Origin of the sequence: Streptomyces sp. WAC04114, from assembly GCF_019733245.1 — a bacterium.
Taxonomy (GTDB): domain Bacteria; phylum Actinomycetota; class Actinomycetes; order Streptomycetales; family Streptomycetaceae; genus Streptomyces; species Streptomyces massasporeus_A.
This window is the reverse complement of sequence record NZ_JAIGQA010000318.1, coordinates 1-4,167: the sequence shown is the minus strand read 5'-3', so window position 1 is coordinate 4,167 and position 4,167 is coordinate 1. Positions and strand designations below refer to the sequence as shown.

At 72.4% G+C, this 4,167-nt stretch carries 4 protein-coding genes; 3 read left to right on the top strand and 1 reads right to left on the bottom strand.

The annotated features are described in order from the left end of the window. Together K4G64_RS38615 and K4G64_RS38610 are read left to right on the top strand one after the other, a co-directional pair. On the top strand, window positions 1-890 hold an 890-nt coding region (locus K4G64_RS38615; protein ID WP_221760518.1), incomplete at its 5' end, for an acyl-CoA dehydrogenase. 444 nt (window positions 891-1,334) lie between these two features. Further along, a complete protein-coding gene (locus tag K4G64_RS38610) occupies window positions 1,335-1,814 on the top strand; it encodes an ATP-binding protein (RefSeq protein ID WP_221760519.1) in 480 nt (159 codons plus the stop codon). Window positions 1,815-2,254: 440 nt separating this feature from the next. Here K4G64_RS38610 and K4G64_RS38605 read toward each other — a convergent pair whose 3' ends face one another. Continuing rightward, window positions 2,255-3,181, bottom strand: a complete 927-nt coding sequence (locus tag K4G64_RS38605) for a cyclase family protein (RefSeq protein ID WP_221760517.1) — start codon at window positions 3,179-3,181, stop codon at window positions 2,255-2,257. 104 nt (window positions 3,182-3,285) lie between these two features. Here K4G64_RS38605 and K4G64_RS38600 point away from each other — a divergent pair. After that, window positions 3,286-4,167: SDR family oxidoreductase (locus K4G64_RS38600; protein ID WP_221760516.1), on the top strand; the 882-nt coding region annotated here is incomplete at its 3' end.

Genomic DNA, 4,167 nt, shown 5'->3' with positions numbered 1-4,167 from the left:
GTCCCGACCGTCCCGGCCGTTCGACGGGCCCTGCCGGGGCCGGCGGCCGGCCGGTACGCCGTGCCGAGGCGGACGAGAGCGCCGCGAGGGCCCGTCGAACGGCCGGGACGGTCGGGACGCCGCCGCTCGACCGGGCGTTGTGGCGGGCCCTGGGGGACCTCGGGTTCTTCGCGCTGCGGATGCCGGAGCCGGACGGTGGGGTCGGACTCGGGCTGCCGGAGGCGGTGTTGCTGTTCGAGGAGGCGGGGCGGGCGCTGCTGCCCGGGCCGCTCATCGCCACCCACCTCGCGGCCGGGGCCGTACCGGGCGCGGCCACCGGGGATACGGTGGTGGCGGCCGTGGACGGCGGGCTCGTGGAGTGGCTGGGCGAGGCGGACGTCGTGCGCGGGGACACCAGGGGTGCCGTGCCGCTGCGTCCGCTCGACCCGCTGACGCCGCTGCACCGGGTGCCTGCCGGACGGGCCGCCCCCGATCCTGTCGCCGTCCTCCTCACCGCCGCCGAGCAACTCGGCACGGCCGGCCGGGTCTGCGAACTCGCGGCGCAACACGCCCGGGCGCGCGAACAGTTCGGTCGGCCCATCGGGGCCTTCCAGGCGGTGGCGCACCTGTGCGCGGGGATCTTGGTCCGGGCGGAGACGGCCCGAGCCGCGGTCTACGCGGCCGCCGTCACGGCCGACCCGGCCGACATCGCGGCGGCCCGGATCCTCGCCGACGAGGCCGCCGTGCGCGGCGCCCGCGACTGTCTCCAGGTGCACGGCGGCATGGGCTTCACCTGGGAGTCCGAGGTCCATCTGCATCTGAAACGCGCATGGGTTCGAACCCAGCGTGCGGGCGGTGTCACGGAGAGTGAGGAAGCTCTCGCGGTGGCTCTGGCGGCCGAATCGGCCTGACGGGCCGTCTGGCAGCGTCATCGCCGTACGGACTCCCCGGAGATGTCACGGATCGTGGCATACCGGAATCACGGAGCGTTGATATCGGCTTGTGTCCTCAGTGTGACTCGTTACGGCCTGGAGTCGATTGCCCGCTCCGGTACCTTGTGTCAGATGCGAGTGGCTCCGAGCGCAGTGCGACCCCGTGGCGCCGCCTGTTCGACTGCCCGCGGCGAGCGTCGCACAGTATGCCGCACGGGTACTCCTTCGCGCTGGAATATGCCCGAAGCGCTTGTTGGCGTGACTGTACGTCAACCATGCTGTCCCACAAGGGATTCACGTTCCGTGATCCTTGTCCCGGCCGTTGTTCTGGCCATGCAGAAAATGGCTACGATCGTGGCCCTCGTGAGGCGCGAGCCTAAGTGTCCGCCGGTTCGGATGGTGTGAGCGGTGCAGGTGCTTCAAGTGCAGCTGGAGATCCGGCCCGACCCCGCAGAAGTGGGGCGTGCCCGCCGGTGGGCCCGCTCCCGCCTGGCCGGGTCCGGCATACAGGCCGACGAACCCCTCGCCGAGACGCTGATCCTGCTCGTCTCCGAGCTCGTCACCAATGCCGTGGTGCACACCGGCCGTCCCGCCGTCCTGCGGCTGTCGCTGCCGCACGTGGTGACGGAGGAGGCCACGGTCCGGCTCGAGGTCGCGGACCGCAGCGGCCGGGCCCCCGTGCCTCGGTGCGCCGGCGACGACGCGACCGGCGGCCGGGGGCTGGCGCTCGTCGACGGGCTCGCCGACCGCTGGGGCTGGAGCGTCGAGGCCGCCGGAAAGCGCATCTGGTGCGAACTGGACCGGTGCGCGAAGTCCCGCGACCTCACGGCGTCGTGCGGCGGCGGCGCGGCGGCGTACGGCGGCGGGGCGGCGATCGAGGGGCTGGCGTACGAGGCGGTGTAGCGCCGCCGACCGCCGACCGTGGCCCGCGCCTGTTCGGGCATGGAGGACGACGGCACATGCCGCGGGTGTGTGCGGCGAGGCCGGGGCACGGATGCACGGCGGGTCGGCGGGTTCCCTGGGGGATGCGGCGATGCGCCGGGACGTGCTTCCGTGCGCGCCTGCGGCAAAAGCCGCATCAGTGGCATATCGCCGAACGGGTGTTGACGCGTGGTGACCGGTTGCTCACGCTTGTGGTCAGCGATTCGCCGTGAGGGGACGACGAGGGCTTCGGTGGACGGCAGCCCTCGGCGAGTGTGAGTCGTGATTCGGCGTCGGCTCCCTTCAGGGGCAGGGAGGCGGGGCGGGAGCGCCGAAGTCGGGTGGCGGCGCGCGCTGTCGTGCTCGGGGCGAGCAGCGCGGCGCCGCCATCCAGCTTCAGCGGGGTGGCGGCCCGGCACGGTCTACAGGACGGCGACGGGCGCCACCGGAGAGCCGGTCGCCCCGGTGAACGGCTCGGGGGTCGCCGTCAGCAGGAACGCGTAGCGGTTCACTTCTCCACAGGCTGTGGACAACATTTCGAGATTCCAGTTCTGGCCCTGTGGCATGCCCATCTCCACGAGGTGGAGGGCGTGCACGGGCAGCCAGAGATCGTCCACCTCCGGCGGGAACACCTCGAAGGTCAGGGTGTCGTTGGCGACCGCCGCCACATCGCGCGCGTGGAACCACTCCGGCGTGCGGATCGACAGCCCCGGCGACGGATACGCGTAGCCGTGCCGGTCCCCGGCCAGGCAGGCCTGGATCTGTCCGGTCCGTACGAGGACGACGTCACCGGCCCGCACCCGGGTGCCGGCCAGTTCCTCGGCGGCGTCCAGGTCCTCGGGCGTGACGGCGTACCCACCGTCGAGCCGGTCGGTGCCCCGGGCCCGGGCGACGTCCAGCAGCACCCCGCGCGAGACGACGTGCCGGACCGTGCCGATGCCGCCGAACCCGGCGCCGCCGTGCGCGGTGACGGTGTGCGCCGGGCGGCCGTTGTAGAGCCGGCCCGAGTGCGAGACATGGGACAGGGCGTCCCAGTGGGTGGCCGCCTGGAGCCCCATGGTCACGACGTCGTCGCTGCACGCGACCGTGCCCGGGCCGAAGATCTCCTGGTTGATCTGCACCATGGCGTGCAGAGGATCGACCCGGCCGGGGATCACGCCGGTCTGCACGCCGTCCCGCTGGAGAGGCAGTGCCAGCGGGACGCGCCGGCCGGTGCGGACGGTGGCCGCGGCCTGCCGGACGACCTCGTCGGTGATCAGGTTCAGGGTGCCGATCTCGTCGTCGGAGCCCCAACGCCCCCAGTTGTTCACGCGCTTGGCGATGTCGTGGAACGCGTCCGGCAGCGACATGAGCCCTCCCCGGGGCTTGTCTTCCCGTATCTGACGGGTCGTAGAATTCGGGAATCGAGAATCTAACGGTCCGTCAGAAATCGTGGGACGGGAAGGGGCCGGGCGTGGGGAACTTCTTGGCAGGCAAGGTCGTCGCCGTCACGGGCGCGGGGCGGGGCATCGGCCGGGCGGTCGCGCTCGCGGCGGCGGCCGAGGGTGCGAAGGTCGTGGTCAACGACTTCGGCGTCGCGGTCGACGGTGCCTCACCGACGAGCGAGGTCGCGCAGGCCGTCGTCAAGGAGATCGAGGCAGCGGGTGGAGAAGCGGTGGCGGTCGCCGACGACATCTCGACGATGGCGGGCGGGCAGCGAGTCGTCGACGTGGCGCTGGCCTCGTACGGGCGGCTGGACGGGGTCGTCTGCGTGGCCGGGATCCTGCGCGAGCGGATGCTGTTCAACATGACCGAGGAGGAGTGGGACCCGGTTCTCGCGACGCATCTGAAGGGCACGTTCACGGTGTTCCGGGCGGCCTCCGCGGTGATGCGCGGGCAGCGGGCCGGGACGCTGATCGGCTTCACCAGCGGCAACCACCAGGGGTCGGTGTCCCAGGCCAACTACAGCGCGGCGAAGGGCGGGATCATCTCGCTGGTGCGCAGCGCGGCGCTGGGGCTGCACAAGTACGGGGTGACCGCGAACGCGGTGGCGCCGGTCGCGCGGACACGGATGTCGGCGGGGGTGCCGATGGAGCTGACGGAGATCGGGGAGCCGGAGGATGTCGCCGCGCTGGTGGTGTACCTGCTGTCCGACGCGGCCTCCCGGGAGGGCATCACCGGGCAGGTCTACACGGTCGCCGGGGAGAAGATCGCGGTGTGGGCGCAGCCGAGGGAGCTGCGGGCGGCGTATGCCTCCGGCGGCTGGACGGTGGAACGGATCGCGGAGTTTCTGCCCGGGTCGGTGGGGGTGGATCCGATGCCGATGCTGGAGCGGGTGGCGGGGATGGAGAGGGCG